Annotated in this window: 15 protein-coding genes and 1 pseudogene; 5 read left to right on the top strand and 11 right to left on the bottom strand. The window is 72.5% G+C overall.

The window, feature by feature from the left end:
* On the top strand, window positions 1-1,051 hold a 1,051-nt coding region (locus tag ABZ234_RS32730; RefSeq protein ID WP_355014620.1), incomplete at its 5' end, for a DUF418 domain-containing protein.
* A gap of 198 nt (window positions 1,052-1,249) precedes the next feature.
* Here ABZ234_RS32730 and ABZ234_RS32725 read toward each other — a convergent pair.
* Window positions 1,250-1,648 (bottom strand): annotated as a pseudogene (locus tag ABZ234_RS32725) (SDR family NAD(P)-dependent oxidoreductase); the annotation flags it as partial.
* Between ABZ234_RS32725 and ABZ234_RS32720 the strand changes: the two are divergent.
* Window positions 1,533-2,117, top strand: coding sequence for a hypothetical protein (locus ABZ234_RS32720; protein ID WP_355014622.1), 585 nt, complete (start codon window positions 1,533-1,535; stop codon window positions 2,115-2,117). The pseudogene ABZ234_RS32725 and the gene ABZ234_RS32720 sit on opposite strands and share 116 nt — an antisense overlap.
* On the opposite strand, the gene ABZ234_RS32715 is transcribed toward ABZ234_RS32720, so the two are convergent.
* From ABZ234_RS32715 to ABZ234_RS32685, 7 genes are all read right to left on the bottom strand, one after another.
* Complete coding sequence (locus ABZ234_RS32715; RefSeq protein WP_355014619.1) at window positions 2,059-2,808, bottom strand: ABC transporter permease; 750 nt, start codon at window positions 2,806-2,808, stop codon at window positions 2,059-2,061. The two genes, ABZ234_RS32720 and ABZ234_RS32715, sit on opposite strands and share 59 nt — an antisense overlap.
* 3 nt (window positions 2,809-2,811) lie before the next feature.
* Window positions 2,812-3,570: an ABC transporter permease gene (locus ABZ234_RS32710; protein ID WP_355014618.1), complete on the bottom strand. Its 759-nt coding sequence runs from the start codon at window positions 3,568-3,570 to the stop codon at window positions 2,812-2,814.
* A complete protein-coding gene (locus ABZ234_RS32705; RefSeq protein WP_355014617.1) occupies window positions 3,567-4,469 on the bottom strand; it encodes an ATP-binding cassette domain-containing protein in 903 nt (300 codons plus the stop codon). The genes ABZ234_RS32710 and ABZ234_RS32705 overlap by 4 nt, the downstream gene beginning before the upstream one ends.
* A gap of 194 nt (window positions 4,470-4,663) precedes the next feature.
* Complete coding sequence (locus ABZ234_RS32700) at window positions 4,664-5,332, bottom strand: response regulator transcription factor (RefSeq protein ID WP_355014621.1); 669 nt, start codon at window positions 5,330-5,332, stop codon at window positions 4,664-4,666.
* A gap of 56 nt (window positions 5,333-5,388) precedes the next feature.
* On the bottom strand, window positions 5,389-6,582 hold the full coding sequence (locus tag ABZ234_RS32695) for a histidine kinase (protein ID WP_355014616.1): 1,194 nt from the start codon (window positions 6,580-6,582) through the stop codon (window positions 5,389-5,391).
* A 195-nt stretch (window positions 6,583-6,777) separates the two neighbouring features.
* Window positions 6,778-8,199 (bottom strand): gluconate:H+ symporter, encoded by a 1,422-nt coding sequence (locus tag ABZ234_RS32690; RefSeq protein ID WP_355014615.1) that lies wholly within the window; start codon window positions 8,197-8,199, stop codon window positions 6,778-6,780.
* Window positions 8,192-9,961 carry an IlvD/Edd family dehydratase gene (locus ABZ234_RS32685; protein ID WP_355014614.1) on the bottom strand — a complete coding sequence of 590 codons (1,770 nt, stop codon included), beginning with the start codon at window positions 9,959-9,961 and terminating at the stop codon, window positions 8,192-8,194. The genes ABZ234_RS32690 and ABZ234_RS32685 overlap by 8 nt, the downstream gene beginning before the upstream one ends.
* Before the next feature lie 129 nt (window positions 9,962-10,090).
* Here ABZ234_RS32685 and ABZ234_RS32680 point away from each other — a divergent pair, with 129 nt between their 5' ends.
* Window positions 10,091-10,765, top strand: coding sequence for a GntR family transcriptional regulator (locus ABZ234_RS32680; protein ID WP_355014613.1), 675 nt, complete (start codon window positions 10,091-10,093; stop codon window positions 10,763-10,765).
* 478 nt (window positions 10,766-11,243) lie between these two features.
* The gene (locus tag ABZ234_RS32675; protein ID WP_267945171.1) at window positions 11,244-11,861 is read left to right on the top strand and encodes a class I SAM-dependent methyltransferase; all 618 of its coding nucleotides are present in this window, start codon (window positions 11,244-11,246) and stop codon (window positions 11,859-11,861) included.
* 66 nt (window positions 11,862-11,927) lie between these two features.
* On the opposite strand, the gene ABZ234_RS32670 is transcribed toward ABZ234_RS32675, so the two are convergent.
* The gene (locus tag ABZ234_RS32670; protein ID WP_355014612.1) at window positions 11,928-13,223 is read right to left on the bottom strand and encodes an amidohydrolase family protein; all 1,296 of its coding nucleotides are present in this window, start codon (window positions 13,221-13,223) and stop codon (window positions 11,928-11,930) included.
* 631 nt (window positions 13,224-13,854) lie between these two features.
* Here ABZ234_RS32670 and ABZ234_RS32665 point away from each other — a divergent pair.
* Window positions 13,855-14,652, top strand: a complete 798-nt coding sequence (locus ABZ234_RS32665) for a class I SAM-dependent methyltransferase (RefSeq protein WP_355014611.1) — start codon at window positions 13,855-13,857, stop codon at window positions 14,650-14,652.
* A 112-nt stretch (window positions 14,653-14,764) separates the two neighbouring features.
* Here the strand turns inward: ABZ234_RS32665 and folE are convergent, their stop codons facing one another.
* Together folE and ABZ234_RS32655 are read right to left on the bottom strand one after the other, a co-directional pair.
* Window positions 14,765-15,388 (bottom strand): GTP cyclohydrolase I, encoded by a 624-nt coding sequence (gene folE / locus ABZ234_RS32660; RefSeq protein WP_355014610.1) that lies wholly within the window; start codon window positions 15,386-15,388, stop codon window positions 14,765-14,767.
* A 53-nt stretch (window positions 15,389-15,441) separates the two neighbouring features.
* The gene (locus tag ABZ234_RS32655; RefSeq protein ID WP_267945175.1) at window positions 15,442-15,948 is read right to left on the bottom strand and encodes a 6-carboxytetrahydropterin synthase; all 507 of its coding nucleotides are present in this window, start codon (window positions 15,946-15,948) and stop codon (window positions 15,442-15,444) included.
* Window positions 15,949-16,091 lie beyond the last annotated feature (143 nt).

Genomic DNA, 16,091 nt, shown 5'->3' with positions numbered 1-16,091 from the left:
GGACGCCCGCACCCACACCATGTTCGGGTTCCTGTTCGCCTACGGCATCGGGCAGATGTACGCCCGCCAGAAAGCCCACGGAACCCGGGACGAGGCCGCCCGCAGGATCCTGCGCACACGCCACCTGTGGATGCTCGCCCTGGGCGCCGTGCACGCCCTGCTGCTGTGGCAGGGCGACATCATCGGCACCTACGGCCTCATCGGCCTGCTCATGGTGCCGCTGTTCCTGCACCGCACCGACCGCACCCTCAAGGCCTGGACCGCCGTCCTGCTCACAGCGGGGGCCCTGTTCACCGCCCTGTCGGTGCTCGCCACGCTGGCCGCGCCGGCGGGCGCGCCCGGGGTGGACGCGGCCGGCCTGCAACGGGCCAGCATCGCCGAGACCGGCTACCTGCTCTCCGCCGCGGTGCGCCTGCCCACCTGGGTCTTCGGGCTGGGCTCGGGGCTGGCCTCCCTGGCCCTGCCCACCGTGTTCCTGATCGGTCTGCTCGCGGCACGGCACCGGTTCCTGGAGGACCCGGAACGGCACCTGCCCCTGCTGCGCCGGGTGGCCGTGTGGGGCATCGCCGCCGGGTGGGTCCCCGGGCTGGTGCTGGGCCTGCAGCACGTGGGGGTGCTGGACCCGGTGTACGGCCCGGCGGTGGCCGCGGTGCACTTCTACACCGGGATCTTCACCGGGGTGGGCTACGCCGCGCTCTTCGGTCTCCTGGCGCACCGGCTCGCCGGTCGAAGGGGCGGGCCGTCCCTGCCGGTCCGGGCCCTGGTGGCCCTGGGCCGGCGCTCCCTGAGCGGCTACCTCGCCCAGTCGGCGGTCTTCGCGCCCCTGCTGGCGGCGTGGGGGCTGGGCCTGGGGGTGCACCTGTCCAGCTGGTCGGCGGTCCTGGTGGCCTTGGGCACCTGGCTGCTGACCGTCCTCGCGGCGTATCTGCTCGACCGGGCGGGCAGGCGCGGACCCGCCGAGGTCCTGCTGCGCAAACTGACCTACCGCAGGGCGAACCGCCCTGTCCGCACCACCGGGGCACGGGAGGAACCGCCGTCCTCAGGGTCCTAGCCCGACCCCGTGGGCCCGGTTCCCCCGGAGCCACGGACAACCGCGGGCAGCCGGGCGGAGGAGGGCCGCCACAGGTTGCGGCGGCAGACCCCGCCGGAGGCCACGGTGACACCACGACAGCCCCCGAGCACGCCCATCTCTGGGGTTCTGTGCCTGTCCGGCTCCCCGGCACGGCTGAGCGGCGGCTGTCGGTGGTGGTCACCAGGGGATGTCCGCACCCTCCCAGGAGGTGAAGGTGCCGCTCGGCCCGTCGGGGCCGAGGCGGGCCACCCGCACCACCTCCCGGGAAGCGTCCCCGACCGTCTCCGTCCCCTCGAACTCGACCAGCGCGGTGTTCGCGAACCCCGGCGAGACGAGGTTGACCTTGATGTCGGTCTCTTCGAGCTCGACCATCATGGCCAGCGTCACGGCGTTGAGCGCTGTCTTGGACGCGGAGTAGACCGGTTCGAAGGCACGGTGGAACGCGAAGGCCGGATCCCCCATGGTGGTCAGCGAGCCCATCGCGCTCGTGACGTTCACGACGCGTGCGTCGGAGGAGGCGCGAAGCAGCGGCAGCACGGCCTGGAACACCGCGGGCGGGCCGAAGACGTTCACCTCCCACGCCCGCCATGTCCTCGGCGAGGAGGGGGCGCACCGGTACGCCCGATGGGCCACGGCGGAGCTGCGCTCGGCGATGGGCCGCTACCCCGACGACGGGTACCTGAGGTCCCTGCACGCGGAACTCTCGGCGACCAGTGCCGATTTCCGGTCCCTGTGGGCCCAGGGGGAGGTCGGGGTGGGACACTCCGCCGTCAAGCACCTGTTCCACCCGACCCGGGGGTGGCAGACCTTCCAGAGCGAGATGCTGCACGACGCCGAACGGGACCACTGGTTGGTGATCTACGCGTCCGTGGGACGACCGTACGGGGTCGGGTGCGGATACGGGAGCCAGGACCGGCGGAATCGTCGCAGTGCCCTCCCCTCCCCCGGGACGCCCGGCGGGACCGCCCCCGCCGGGCGGCTCCCGGTCAGCGGATGTCGCGCCGGTCCAGAACGGCCGCGGTACCCAGGGTCGCCACCGCGGTGAGACCGAGGGCGACCAGGGCGACGGAGGTCACCGCACCGGCCGTGACGGTCCCGCTGTCCGCGAGCATCCCCGTCCCCATCTGCGTGACCCGGCCGACCAGGCCGTGGGGCAGGAGCAGCGCCAGGGCCTCGATACGGGTCGCCCACAGCAGCATCCCCGCGGCCGACGCCAGGAGTGCCACGGCGATGGGAGCGGCGAAGGACCTCATGAGCATCGACAGACCGGACTGGAACGCCGCCACCGGCAGGCACGCCAGCACGACGGCGGCGCTGACCAGGAAGTACTCGGGCGGCAGGGTGCCGGGGAGCGCGAACACCAGCTTGCCGACCACGACGACGCCCGCCACCAGCACCGCCTGCATGGCCGCGGCGAGCGCCGCCAGCACCGCCGTCTTGCCGACCACCACGTGGAGGCTCGACACCTGGCGGCCCATCAGCGCGTTCCAGTTGCCGCCGCGGTGCTCGACGCGCCAGACCAGCGAGGCCAGGACGGCCACGCCGAGGGCCAGGGGGAACAAGCCGTAGAAGACCGCCACCCGCAACCACAGGGTGTGCCAGTGGTCTTCGAGCGGCTCACCGGCGACGACCGTGTTGACCGCTCCCGCGACGACGGCCGTCAGCGGCAGGAGCACCACCACGACCCAGCTCCGGGAACGCCTCAACTTGAGGAACTCGGCTCGGACCGAACCCATGGCTCAGACCTCCTGACGGTCGAACAGGCGGGTGGCGAACAGGAACAGGGCCCCGCCCGCGACCCCGAGTGCGGCCACGCTCAGGTGCGGCGGGTCCAGGGAGACCACGCCGGCCTCGCGGACGTCGACCGGCATGACCAGCGCGTAGTACCCCCACGGGGGAAGGAGGTGGGCGACCCCCGTGGACATCCCCGTGCCGGAGACGGCCACGAACACGCCCAGCACCCCGACCCCGAGCCCCACGAGCTGGTTGCCGGTCCGTGCCGCCAGCCAGAGGTGGAGTGCGAAGAGCACCAGGTTCACGACGACGGCCGAGGCGGTGTACCCGAGCCACTGCCCGGCCGGAAAGGGCACCGTGATGCCCACCAGCCCGCCGATGGCGGCCACCAGGCCGCTCTGGGCCAGGGTGGCCGCCACCACGACCGCGCCGGAGGCCGCGAACTTGGCCCGGCACAGGGCCCCGGGGGGCAGCCCCGAGGTCTGGGAGAGCAGCCAGCCGCCTCCCCGGTGCTCGATGTCGACCTGTCGACTGGCCAGCACCGCCAACAGGACGGGCGAGACCAGCAGCACCGCCATCGCCATGTTTCCGAGCAGCCACTGCCAGGGCCGCGCGGCGGGGTCGTCCACCGACTCCGGGAAACCCGGCGCCGCGAGTGCGTAGCAGGACAGTGCGACGACACCGACCGTCATCGCGGCCGCCACGGGCACGACGCGCAGGCGGCGCATCTTGGCGAACTCGTTCGCCACGGCACGGCCGATCACAGGCCCCGCCCTCCGGTGAGGTCCATGAAGACGTCCTCGAGGGACTGGGCATCGCGGCGCACTCCGTGGACGTCGACGCGCTCGTGCACGAGATGGGCCACCACGCGGGCCGTGTCCGTCCGGTCGAGTCCGGGCAGGCGCACGGCGGGGCCGTCCCGGTACGCGCTCCACCGGGCGGCGAGCGCGGTCGCCCGCTCGGGTTCGGGGGTGTCGATCAGCACGTCGGGGGTGGACCTCGCGAGGAGCTGGTCGCGTGTGCCCTGGAAGAGCATGCGGCCCTCGCCGAGGATGCCGAGCACGGTGGCCGTCCGGTCGATCTCGCCCAGCAGGTGGCTGGAGACCATCACGGTGGTCCCGTCCCCGGCCAGCTGCGCGAGGAGGCGGCGGATCTCCTCGATGCCGGCGGGGTCGAGGCCGTTGGTGGGTTCGTCGAGGATCAGCAGCCGGGGTTCGCGGGCCAGGGCCATCGCGATGCCCAGCCGTTGCCTCATGCCGAGCGAGTAGTCGCGGACCGGCTTGTCGAGGTGGTCCTGCAGGCGCACGGTCCGCACCGCCCGGGTGGTCCGGCCGTCGTCGAGGTCCAGGAGCCGCTTCACCAGGCGCATGTTCTCCCGGCCCGTGAGGTGCTCGTACGAGGGCGGGGTCTCGATGAGCGCACCGATGCGGCCCAGCAGTTCGCGGCGGGTGGAACGCTCCATGGGGCGGCCCATGATGCGGATCTCGCCCGTGGTGGGGCGCACCAGGGACAGGAGCATCTTCATCGTGGTGGTCTTCCCCGACCCGTTGGGGCCGAGGAATCCGTACACGCACCCCTCGGGCACGCGCAGGTCCAGGTTCGCGACCACCGTTCGGTCGCCGTACGTCTTGCCCAGGTCATGGGTCGTGATCATGTGAGACACAGGTCCAGCATGTCCGCGGGGCGGTCTCCGGACATCTCGCCGGGGGATGACCTTTTCCGTCATCCTCCAGGAGGACCGGGGCGCCGCCCTGGTCCCCAGGTGGCAGGCGCACCCGTGTCGAAGGTCGGGGCCGACACCCGGGGCGGGCGGTGTGCCGGTGGCGCTCCCACGGGCCCCGGGGAGGCGCGGGCGTGTCAGGACCGGGGCACGCCGACCAGGCCGGTCTCGTAGGCGAGGACCACCGCCTGGAGGCGGTCGCGCAGGTCGAGCTTGGTCAGGATCCGCCCCACGTGCGTCTTGACCGTGGCCTCGGACACGTGCAGCCGGTCGGCTATCTCGGTGTTCGACAGCGCTCGGGCCACCAGGGCGAGCACCTCCCTCTCGCGCGGGGTCAGCACGCCGAGGGACTCGGGGGTGGGCGGCCTCCCGTCACCGGTGGGCAGGTGGCCCGCGAAACGGTCGAGGAGGCGCCGCGTCGTGCTGGGGGCGACCACCGCGTCGCCGGAGTGGACGGAGCGGATCGCCGACAGCAGGTCCTGCGTCCGGGCGTCCTTGAGCAGGAAACCGCTCGCCCCGGCCCTCAGGGCCGCGTAGGCGTACTCGTCCATGTCGAAGGTGGTCAGGATCAGCACCCGCGGCCCTCCGCCGTCGGCGCAGATGCGGCGTGTGGCCTTGATGCCGTCCATGCCGGGCATGCGGACGTCGACGAGTGCGACGTCGGCGGTGAGGGTGCGCAGGAGTTCGAGCGCGGTGTGCCCGTCGCCGGCCTCACCGACGACCCGGATGTCGGGTTGGGTGTCCAGGACCATGCCGAAACCCGTTCTGACCAGTTCCTGGTCGTCCACGAGGACGACGCGGATCACCTCCGGGCGCCGGTCTCGGGGCGGTGTGCCCACAGGTGCGTTCCCTTCTGGTTCCCTCACGTGGTGATCGCCCGCATCGGCAGCGACGCCACGACCTCGTATCCCCCGTCCGGGCACGGCCCGGCTCGCAGGGAGCCCCCGTACACGGACACCCGCTCCCGCATGCCGGTCAGACCGCGCCCCTCCCCGGGGCCCGCCCCCGCCGGCACGGCCGCGCCGCGCCCGTCGTCGAGGATCCGGACCTCCAGGGCGTCGTCCCCGAAGCGCAGGCGTACCCTGGCGCGGACCGTCCCGGGTCCGGCGTGCTTGAGGGTGTTGGTCAGCGCCTCCTGCACCACCCGGTGGACGACGAGCCCCGCCCCTGCCGACAGCTGCCGGACGGGGCCGTCCACGGTGTACTCCACCTGGAGCCCGGCACGGCGGACCTGGGCGAACAACTGGTCCAACTGCTCCACACCGGGCCGGGGTGTGAACCCTTCCTCGTGTTCCCCCTCGCGGAGCACCCCGAGGATGCCGCGCATCTCGGACAGGGCCGTCCGACCCACCTCGGAAACGGTCTCCATCGCGGTCCTGGCCCGCGCGGGATCGTCATCGATCGCGTATGCGGCGCCGTCGGCCTGCACCACCATCACACTCACGTTGTGGGCCACCACGTCGTGCAGCTCCCGGGCGATACGCGCGCGCTCCTCGGCGATGGCCGCCCGGGCACGGGCGTCGCGCTCGCGCTCGAGCCACTGCGCGCGCTCCTCCAGGCCGATGAGGTGGCTGCGGCGCACGTTCGTGTAGAGGCCGGTGACCCAGCAGAGCATGATGAAGAACGTGTAGAACACGAACACGGTCCAGGAGCCCCGGTCCGCATAGGGAGAGCCCACGATCATCAGCAGCAGGCAGAGCTCGACCACGGCCAGAGCGGCCAGCGCCGGCGCGAGGCGGCGGTGTGCGGCCACCGTGTACATGGCTGCGACGACGGCGAGTTCGGCCAGGAACAGGTCGACGCCGAACGCCAGCTGCAGAACGGTCGCCGCGGCGACGGTCGCGAAGACCCCCGCCGGATACCTGCGCCGCAGCGCCAGGGGCAGCAGCAGCACGAGCGTGAAGGCGATCCGGACGGCCGCGGTGAGATGGCCGGGGTCGTCCGGGCCGGCGTAGGAGAGTGTCCTCATCAGGCACCACGCCAGGAACGGGGCCACACACAGCGCGTCGACGAGCGTTTCGTGCCGCCGCAACCACCCCTGGACTCTCCCGAACACCCGCTCAGTCTAGGCCCGCGCCTTCTTGCCTCCGGTGCGGGGAAGAGGGTGCGGGCGGGACGCCGCGGGCACTCCCCCGCGCGTTCGGCCGCGGTCCGCGGCCCGGCGCGCACGAGGGGGCGGGGAGGACCCGGTGCCCGCGGCCCGTGTCCCGGTGGAGGGGCGCTCCGGGTGCTCCTCCACCGGGGCCGCGGCTCAGGTGACGAACAGGGTGAGGACGAGCGCCACGGTGAGGCCCGTCAGTCCGACCAGGGTCTTCATCACGGTCCACGACCTGAGCGTGTCCCCGACCGACATCCCGAGATAGCGGTTGGCCATCCAGAAGCCCGAGTCGTTCACGTGGGAGAACGCCGTTCCGCCGCACGCGATGGCGACACAGGTCAGCGCCGCGAGCGACGGGCTCGCCCCGATCGTCTCCAGCAGGGGCGCCGTCAGCGTCGCGCCGGTGATCATGGCGACGGTCCCGGACCCCTGCGAGACGCGGATGACCGCGGCCGCGAGGAAGCCGAAGAGCACGATCGGCATGTTGATCTGCTGCATCCCCGCGGCCAGCACCTCGCCGAGGCCCGAGTCGACCAGCAGTCCGCCGAACACCCCGCCGGCGCCGGTGATCAGGATGATCACGCCCGCGGGCGCCAGCGCCTTGGTCGCCATGTCCTGGAGCTCCTTGCCCGAGCGCCCCTTGCGCACCCCGAAGAACCAGAGGGTGTACAGGCAGGTGAGCAGGAGCGCGATCACCGGGTGTCCGACGAACCCGAGGACAGTGGCGGCCGGGGCGCCCTCGGGCAGCAGGAGGCTGCTGGTGGTTCCGCCCAGGATCAGGGCCAGGGGGAGCAAGAGGGCTCCGAGGACGGAACCGAAGCTCGGCAGCGGGTCGACCGCGCCGTCCTCGGCCCCGCCGGAGGCGGACGGGCCCTCTCCGGAACCGCTTCGCGCCCCCTCCGCCCCGTTGCCGGCGGTGACACTGACGGCGTCGGCCCCGGCGGGGACCGGGACGAAGATCCGCTTCGCGACGAACCGGCCGAAGAGCGGGCCCGCCACCGCCATCGCGGGCAGGCCGCAGACCACGCCGTAGACGATCACGAGGCCGAGGTCCGCCCCCAGGATGCCCGCCGTGGCGATCGGCCCCGGCGTGGGCGGGATGAAGGTGTGGGTGACGCTCAGCCCGGCGCACAGGGGGATGCCGTAGTAGAGCAGGGAGCGGCCCGTACGCCGCGCGATCGCGTAGAGCAGGGGGACGAGGATGACGATCGCGACGTCGATGAAGACGGCGATCGAGACGAGGAAGCCGGCCAGGCCCAGGGCCCAGGAGAGGTAGCGGTCGGGGACCCTCTCCACCAGGGTCGTGGCCAGGCGCTCGGCCGCCCCCGCCCGTTGCAGCACCTCGCCGAAGATGGCGCCGAGCCCGATGATCAGGGCCACCTGGCCCAGGGCGCCGCCCATGCGGTCGACGATCTGCTCGGCGAGATCGAGCGGGGCCGTTCCGGTCGCCAGGCCGAAGGTGATCGCGGCGACCAGCAGGGCGACGAAGGGCTGGAACCTGAACCTGATGATGAGCAGGAGCAGGAGCACCACGGCCAGGACCGAGGCGGTCAGAATCCAGGCTGTCTCAGACATGCGCTCCTCCGCCGCCGGCCCCTGGGACCGCGGGGGCGCCGGGGACGGCGCCCCGGTCTGTCTCCGATCTCAGGAAGTCGAAGTCGCACCCGTGCTCGGCCTGGTTGACGTGGTCGACGTACAGCTTGCGGTACCCGCGTCCCGGCCGGGGGGCGGCCGCGGCGCGCGGAGCCTCCTGGGCGCGTGCGGCGAGTTCGTCGTCGGGGACGTCGAGGTGGATGAGGCGCTCCTCGACGCTGAGCCGGATCGTGTCGCCGTCGCGGACGAGGGCGAGGGGGCCTCCGGCGGCGGCCTCCGGCGAGACGTGGAGGACGATCGTGCCCGCCGCCGTCCCGGACATGCGGCCGTCGGAGACGCGGACCATGTCCTTCACCCCCTGGCGGGCCAGTTTGCGGGGGATGGGGATGTATCCGGCCTCCGGCATGCCGGGGGCGCCGATCGGGCCGATGCCGCGCAGCACCAACACGTCGTCGGGGGTCACGTCCAGGTCCTCGTCGTCGATGCGGCGCGCGAGGTCCTCGGAGTCCTCGAAGACGACCGCGCGCCCCCGGTGCTCCATGAGGACGGGGTCGGCGGCGGCCTGTTTGATGATCGCGCCGTTGGGGGCGAGGTTGCCGCGCAGCACCGCGATGCCCCCTGCGGGGTAGACCGGGGCGGAGCGGGTGCGGACGACCTCCTGGGGGAAGGGCGCCGGGGCCCGGTCGAGCTCCTCTCCGAGGGTGCGGCCGGTGACCGTGAGCTCGTCGGTGTTGAGCAGGTCGCGCAGCTCCAGCAGGAGCCTGGGGACGCCCCCGGCGCGGTGGAGGTCCTCCATGTAGTGGTCGCCGGCGGGTTTGAGGTCGACCAGGACCGGGGTCTCCCTGCTCATGGCGTCGAACCGCTCCAGGTCCAGCGAGTAGCCGAGCCGGCCCGCCACAGCGGCCAGGTGCACCAGTCCGTTGGTGGAGCCGCCCAGGGCGAGGAGCACCCGGAGGGCGTTCTCGAACGCGCCCCGCGTGAGGATCCTGTCGACGGTCAGGCCCTCACGGGCCATCTCCACCGCGCGGGTGCCGGTCATCTCGGCGTAGCGCGTGCGGTCCGCGGTGACGGCGGGCGGGGTCGCGCTGCCCGGGAGGGAGACGCCCAGTGCCTCGGCCACGCACGCCATGGTGCTGGCGGTGCCCGCGACCGAGCACGTGCCCACGCTGCCCACCAACCGCCCGTTGACCTCGGCGATCTCCTCGTCGTCGATCTCCTCGGCCCGGTAGCGGCCCCAGAAGGAGCGGCAGTCGGTGCACGCGCCGACCCGGACGCCGCGGTGCGAGCCGGTCAGCATCGACCCGGTGACGAGCTGGATGGCGGGTTTCCCGGCCGAGGCCGCGCCCATGAGCTGGGCGGGCACGGTCTTGTCGCAGCCGCCGATGAGGACGACCGCGTCGACGGGGAGTGCGCGGATCATCTCCTCGGTGTCCATCGACATCAGGTTGCGCAGGAACATGCTCGTGGGCTGGGAGAACGCCTCGTGCACGGAGATGGTGGGGAACTCCACCGGCAGGCCGCCCGCGAGCATGACGCCCCGCTTCACTGCCTCGATGAGCTGGGGCATGTTGCCGTGGCAGGGGTTGAAGCCGCTGCCCGTGTCCACGATGCCCACGACGGTGCGGTCCAGGGCGTCGTCGGTGTACCCGCTGCCCTTGATGAACGCCTTCCGGAGGAAGAGCGCGAACCCGCTGTCCCCGTAGTCGGTGAGGTTGCCCCGGAGCCCGGGAGGTCCGTCCTGCATTATTGCCCTCATTATCGATAATATGTGTGATGAACACCGCAGAGCGAACCACAGGAGGCGTGCCCGGCGCAAGTACCGTTGGACGCGGACCAGCGCGAAGGCCTACGGGGCCGGGAAGGGAGCACGCAGATGCCCGAGACGGCCGAGGCCACCACCGCCGCCCGGATGACCGGGGCGAGGCTGGCGGACCTCCTCGAGGAGGAGATCGTCATCGGGGTCCGCTTCCCCCGCGAGCGCCTCGTCGAGGACGAGCTGATGGCGCGCTTCGACGCCAAGAGGCACGCCGTGCGCCAGGCCCTCCAGGTCCTGGAGTCCCGGGGCGTGGTCGAGCGCCGGCCCAACGCCGGGGCCTTCGTCCGGTCGTTCACGGCGAAGGAGGTCAGGGACCTCTACGTCCTGCGCGACCTGCTGGAGGTGCGGGCCGCCGAGCTCATCGAGTTCCCCGTCGATCCCGCGCGCCTGGAGGACCTGGCCGAGGCCCAGCGGCGCCACGACGCCGCGGTCGAGGCCAACGACCCGCGCGCCGTGGTGACCGCGAACATGGAGTTCCACCGCAAGCTGTTCGCGCTGTCCGACAACGAGGCCCTGATGGAGGCGATCAACCGGTACGCCAGGGTCGCCCACGCCATCCGCTCGGTCACCGTCACCTCGACGGAGTCGCTGCGCCTCAGCCGGCACGAGCACGGACGGATGCTGGACGCGCTGCGCGAGGGGGACCGCGGCCTCCTGGCGAGCACGTGCCGGGCCCACCTGATCCCCTCCCGCGACGCCTACCTCGAGCGGGTGAGCCTCACCGGGGCCTGAGCGGCCCGGCGCGCTTCCCGGAGTTCCCGGCGACCCCCGGGGGGCCTTCTCCACGTCGCGCAATGGCCACCGGTTATCGGGGCGGCGCCCGCGGGGCCGGGTTCAGGAGCGGGGAAGTCATTTCGCCTTCGCGGCCGACGCCGAAAGAGCCTGATAACCGCTCGGAGTTCCCGGAAAGGGAAATCATCGGACTTGCGGCTTTCGCCGACCGCGCCCCGATGCGCTGCCCGGTGTCCGGTGTCCGGACCACGGGGGCGCATCAGGCGGGCATTGCGACGTCGTCCCACCCGGGGACTCCGATCCGGGCCGGGCAGACAGGGGGTCCCTGCATTCGCAAAGCGGGGACAGCGGCCAACCATGGTGCTACCGTCCTGCAAAGGGCGTTCCCTTCCCCCTTGCGAACGAATATTCCCGGCAGAACGACAACAATGCCGCCCCCACTCGACCGGGAAATACCCTCATGAATACCGGAGAAACGATGACCCAGAACGACTTCGACGTGTTCTACCGGAGCAGGCTGAACGACTCCGCACGCCCCCAGGACATTCCGTGGGACATCGCCGGCCCCCAGAGGGGGCTGGTAGCGATCCAGGACGAGGGAGGGATCCGCTCACCGGTGCTGGAGATCGGGTGCGGGCTGGGTGACAACGCCATCCACCTCGCCCGCCACGGTCACAGGGTGGTCGCCGTCGACGTCTCCCCCACCGCCGTGGAGGAGGCCTCCCTGCGGGCGCGAGAGGCCGGGGTCTCCGTGGACTTCCGCGTCGAGGACGCCACACGGATCGATGCGTCGGTCGGCGACTTCGCCACCGTCGTGGACATCGCGCACTTCCACTGCCTCGACGATTCCGAACGCTCCCTGTACCTGGAGGCACTGCACGGGGTGAGCCACCCCGGGACCCGGCTCGTCCTCCTCGGCCTCTCCGACCGCGCCCCCGAGTCCGCCCCCGGTCTGCGCCGCCTCTCCGAACACGAGCTGCGCACGTCCCTGTCCGCGGCCGGGTGGTGGGTCAGGAGCATGCGCGCCTCGGCCCTCGACGCCCCGTCCTCGGCCGGGGGCGACCCGGCGTGGCTCGTCGAGGCCGAACGGCTCTGACCCGGATCGCCCCGCCCCGTGTGCGGGGCCGGCCCGAGCAGGCGTCCCGCGCCGTGGGGCGCCTGCTCAGGTCCACACCCGGTCGGCCGCGGCCTCCGCGTCCGCCACCAGGCGGGGCACGTCCACGCCGGTCAGCATCCCCCCGCTCTTGCGCGGTATCCCGTCCACGTACACGTCCGTGACGTTGTCCGGGCGACCGTTGAGGACCAGTTGCGCCGGCCAGTCACCGCGTGGGGCGAAGTTCAGCGCCCGCGGTTCGAGCACGACCACGTCCGCGCGTTTGCCGGGTGTGAGCGATCCGAGGCGATCGGCCTCCCCGATCGCCCGGGCGCCGCCCAGGGTGGCCATCGCCAACGCCTCCCGGGGCCCGGGATACACCCCGGCGTCCAGGGAGACGGCCCTCTGCAGCCCCACGGCCGCCTTCATCGAGGCGAACATGTCCCCGCAGTCGTTGGTGCCGCCGTCCTGTCCCAGGCCGACCCGGATCCCCCGCCTCCGGAACTCGGGCAGCGGCATCACCCCCGTCGCCAGGCGCATGTTGCTCAGGGGGCAGTGGGCGACGGCGGCGCCGCTGCGGGCGAGCAGGTCCAGTTCCGCGCCGGTGATGTGGATGACGTGGTTGAGCAGCGTGCGCGGTCCCAGCGCGCCGGACTCCTCGAGCATGCCGACGGGGTCGTCCGCACGGTCGTCGGGGTGTTCGAGCAGGTGGAGGTTGAGGCCCACACCCAGTTCCCGGGCCAGGTCGGCGTGGGCGCGCACCGTGTCCGCGTACCCCGGGCAGGCGGCCGAGCCCACCTGCGCCGTGCCCCGCGCGGTCGGGCCCACCAGGTCCTGTACAACCTTGCGGACGAGGCCGATGTCGGGCAGCTCCTGGTACGGGGCGTGCACGAAGCGCAGTCCGCTCTCGTCGACCGCTCGCACGTAGGCCTCGGACACGGCGAAGTCGACGGCGGGCACCCAGTCGACCACGGTGGTCACACCCGACTGGAGGGCGTCGGCCGCGGAGAGCCGCACGAACCGGTCCATCTCCTCGGGGCCGATCGCCGGAAGGGCCGGCCCCACGCACGTTCCGTACCAGTCGTAGAACCCCAGCTCGGCGCCGCGTCCGCGGATGGCGCTCTGCCACAGGTGCGTGTGCGCGTCGACGAACCCGGGGAGGACGATGCGTCCCCGCGCGTCGACGGCCTCCGTGCCGGGACCGCAGCGCACGTCGGGGCCGACCGCCGTGATCACGCCGTCCTCCATGAGGACGTCGGCGTGCGCCAGTGTGCCGAGCGGCCCCTCGCCCATGTCCGGGTCCATCGTCAGGACCAGTGCGGCCCCGCGCAGCACGGTGCCGCGACACGGGTCGGGGGCGCTCATCGACGTACCCCGCCCGGCGCGAGGGCGCCGCCACCCCCGGGAACACGAGCACAGGAGGAGGGCATATGCGGCCTTTCGCAATGAAGAGGGATGGAACACCACACCGAAGAGCCGTTCCCTGCGGTTTCGGAGGACAATCGGTTACTACCCGCCGCACACCCGCCGAGAAACGTCTCTCCGCATTCGCGCGACGGAGGAATTCCCAGTGGTTTTTCCTCTGCGGGACGCTCCTGCCCGGGCGCGCACATAACCCGTGGAACCGGGTGAGAGCCTCCTTCGGGGGCTTCGCCCTCACAGCCCCCGACCACTCCGGGAAGACCCCCTTCGACCCGCCGAGGCACACCGGGAAACTCGTGACCCAACACCCGGAAGAGCAAAAAGCGACCATCCTCCAACGAGGGTGCGTCATGTGGTCCCAGTTTCCGGAGACACGCTTCCGGGAGGAAGGAAAAGCACCCGGCAAACCGTCCAACCCCCTGCCCTTCAGAGGCCCCTTTCCCGTGAATCGGATGCCCGTATCCGGCGTCGGAGCTCGGAACGAAATACCTGAGTCCGGACAAGACCGGGCGGGCTCGGTGGGAGCCGCACCGCGGCCGCACCCGCCGACCGCTTTCCGGGAACAACTCCCCCCATGGACACGATCGTCTACAACGACTACGACGTCGCGGCCGACTCCTACGACCGCATGGCCAGGGACCACAACCTCACGGACCTGCTCGCCACCTGCCGGCGCGCGCTCCGGCACCACGGAACACCCGGCCGACGCCTCCTGGACCTGGGGTGCGGCACCGGCAAGGGCGCGATCCCGCTCGCAGAGGACGGGTTCGAGGTCACCGGGGTGGACTCCTCCGCGCGTATGCTGGAGGTGGCCAGGGCCAAGCCCGGCGCCGAGCGGGTGCGGTTCGTCGTGGGCGACGCCCGTGACCTGCCCCCGCTGGGACCCTTCGACGCGGTGCTGAGCACGGGCGCGGTACTCAACTACCTGGCCGACGAGGAGGAACTGGCGGCCGCCTTCCGCAGCACGGCACGTGTACTGGCGCCGGACGGCCTGTTCGTCTTCGACATGATGGACCGGGCCGGGGCGGAGACCCTCGTCCGCGCGCCCAAGGTGGTCGAGCACGAGGACGGCCTGTCGGTCTTCCGGGCGGAACGCTCCACGTCGGGCACGGAGGCGGTCGACCTGCGCATCGACTACTTCGCCCGGGAGGAGGGGGATGTGTGGCGGCGCACCACGTCCGGTCACGCCCTGACGATCTTCTCCCCCGCGCGCGTCGAGAGCCTGCTCGCCGCGGCGGGACTGCGCGTGGAGGCACACCACATGCCCGGGCCCGACTCCGCCACCACCGACCGGGGGAAGCCCGGACACCCTCCGGAGACCATGATGATCGTCGCCCGCAAGGGCGGTGCGTCCACCGGCTCCCCGTCCTGAACCGCGCCCGTGCCGGCCCCGCGCCGGGACGGCCGTGCCGCGGCGCACCGCGGACACACCGAAGGCCCCGGTCGGAGTGGCGCCTCCGACCAGGGCCTTCAGCGGGGGGTCGCTATACCGCTTCCGACGGCCCGTAGGAGAGCACCTGGGCCCGCAGCGCCGGATCGGTCTCCAGCTCCCCGGTCAGGTGCGTGGTGAGCATGGCGGCGCCGTGCGCCTCCACGCCGCGCAGGGTCATGCAGGCGTGCCGGGACCGGATGACGCAGGCCGCCCCCCGCACGTCCAGGTTCTTGTCGAGCGCGGCCACCGTCTGCTCGCCGATCCGCTCCTGCACCTGCGGGCGGGCGGCGTACTCCTGCAGGACACGGGCCAGCTTGGACAGTCCGACGATGCGCGCCCCCGGGGCCGGCAGGTAGGCGACCGTGGCACGGCCGGGGAACGGCAGGAGGTGGTGCTCGCACAGGGCCACGAACGGCACGTCCACGGCCGCGATGATCCCCTGGCTGGTGGACTCCGCCGGGAACAGCACGCCCAGGTGGCGGTCCGGGTCCAGGCGCAGCCCGCGGGTCATCTCCGCGATCGCCCGGACGTACCGCTCGGGCGTGCGGTGCATGGACTCGCCGGTGCACGGGATGCCGAGGGCCTCCAGCATGGCACGGGCGTGCTCGGCGGCTGTCTGTTCGGGAGAGGCGGGCAGGGGGCGGTCGGACGGTGCTGCGGTAGCGCTGGTGGTCACGGCTCCGACTCCTCGTTCGCGCTGGGGGCTCTGGACTGCTCGGGGCGGACCGCTCACGCGCTCCCGCCGCGCCACAGGGCGCTGTTCACATGGGTCTCCGTCACGCGGACGCCCTCGATCCTGGCGCCGGGCGCGTGGCCCAGCCCCACCAGGACGTCCATCGCCACCCGGCCCAGGAGCACGGCCACGGCCTCCACCGTCGGGTGGGGCAGGTTCGCCGCGAACTCCTCGGCGGGGAGCGGCTGGGGGGCGCCGAAACGGAACAGCTTGCTGCCGTGGTCGGCCAGCACCTTGGCCAGCGGGTCGTCGACGCCGAGCATCGCCCCGTGGTCCAGGTGGGTGTCGATCCAGGAGCGCAGTTCGGCCTTGAACGCCCCGAACTCGACCACCGTGCTGGAGTCGAGGGCCGGGGCGACCGCCGACACCTCGACCCACCAGGAGTGGCCGTGCAGGTTCGTGCACTTGCCGCCCAGGTGCGGCAGCCGGTGCGCGGTCTCGAAGTTGTGCCGCACGGTGACGCCGTGGTGGGCCGGTGCGTACGTGGCGGCCGTGGTGTCCATCAGTGGATCCCCCGATACTTGTGGGCTTGCGGGCACAGGCTCCGGCGCGGGCGGTCCGTGCTGACCCCCGGCGCCGTCGTGGTGTCGGGCCGCGGACCGGGGGCGCCCCCGGCCCGGGGCCTGGGCAGGCCGGGGAACAGGAC

This window comes from Nocardiopsis sp. NPDC006198 (assembly GCF_040613895.1).
GTDB classification, from domain to species: Bacteria; Actinomycetota; Actinomycetes; order Streptosporangiales; family Streptosporangiaceae; genus Nocardiopsis; species Nocardiopsis tropica.
The sequence above is the reverse complement of the archived record's forward strand: the minus strand, read 5'-3'. Positions and strand labels throughout refer to the sequence as shown.

What these genes read in the sequence shown, in the direction of transcription:
- ABZ234_RS32720 (WP_355014622.1), top strand. Translation starts at nt 1,533, where the DNA reads ATGGTGGTCAGCGAGCCCATCGCGCTCGTGACGTTCACGACGCGTGCG.
- ABZ234_RS32715 (WP_355014619.1), bottom strand. Translation starts at nt 2,808, where the DNA reads ATGGGTTCGGTCCGAGCCGAGTTCCTCAAGTTGAGGCGTTCCCGGAGC.
- ABZ234_RS32690 (WP_355014615.1), bottom strand. Translation starts at nt 8,199, where the DNA reads ATGTCTGAGACAGCCTGGATTCTGACCGCCTCGGTCCTGGCCGTGGTG.
- ABZ234_RS32685 (WP_355014614.1), bottom strand. Translation starts at nt 9,961, where the DNA reads ATGCAGGACGGACCTCCCGGGCTCCGGGGCAACCTCACCGACTACGGG.
- ABZ234_RS32680 (WP_355014613.1), top strand. Translation starts at nt 10,091, where the DNA reads ATGCCCGAGACGGCCGAGGCCACCACCGCCGCCCGGATGACCGGGGCG.
- ABZ234_RS32675 (WP_267945171.1), top strand. Translation starts at nt 11,244, where the DNA reads ATGACCCAGAACGACTTCGACGTGTTCTACCGGAGCAGGCTGAACGAC.
- ABZ234_RS32670 (WP_355014612.1), bottom strand. Translation starts at nt 13,223, where the DNA reads ATGAGCGCCCCCGACCCGTGTCGCGGCACCGTGCTGCGCGGGGCCGCA.
- ABZ234_RS32665 (WP_355014611.1), top strand. Translation starts at nt 13,855, where the DNA reads ATGGACACGATCGTCTACAACGACTACGACGTCGCGGCCGACTCCTAC.
- ABZ234_RS32655 (WP_267945175.1), bottom strand. Translation starts at nt 15,948, where the DNA reads ATGGACACCACGGCCGCCACGTACGCACCGGCCCACCACGGCGTCACC.